Consider the following 497-nt stretch of genomic DNA (forward strand, 5'->3'; position numbering starts at 1 on the left):
CCCCCCCCACACCTACCCATGTCGTGGTTCGTCGGCAGCGTCAGATGTGTATAAGAGACAGTTCCAAGACAACCATCTTATGAGGTCTATTGAGGCAAGGATCAGCAAAATCAACAATCAGAATTTGACCTTATTGTCTTATCATGAAGCCAAAGCACATCTTCCGGGAAACAGCCGGGGCCTCGAAAAGCTTCTCGAATTAATTGCCCAAAGCAAGATCAGGCACCTCAAGAAAAAACAGACCCTGTACTATGAAGGCGATTATCCGCAAGGGCTTTATCTTTTGGCCTCAGGCTGCATCAAAACGCTTAAGTTAACCAATGATGGCCGGCAATTGATAACGGGGCTATATAAGCCCAACGAATTTATAGGGCTTGACACCTTGCTGCTTGATGTCCCTGTTACCGAAAGAGCAGAGACAACCGAAAATTCTTCGGTTTATTTCATCTCAAAAAAAACAGTAGTGGACCTATTGAACGAGCATGACTACTTAAACA

1 protein-coding gene is annotated in these 497 nt (G+C 44.9%); it reads left to right on the forward strand.

Annotation, left to right across the window (positions count from 1 at the left end; genetic code table 11):
• On the forward strand, positions 1-497 hold a 497-nt coding region (locus JHD69_RS20270), incomplete at both ends, for a Crp/Fnr family transcriptional regulator (protein WP_199142133.1).

Origin of the sequence: Pedobacter sp. ASV12, assembly GCF_016429155.1 — a bacterium.
Classification (GTDB): Bacteria; Bacteroidota; Bacteroidia; order Sphingobacteriales; family Sphingobacteriaceae; genus Pedobacter.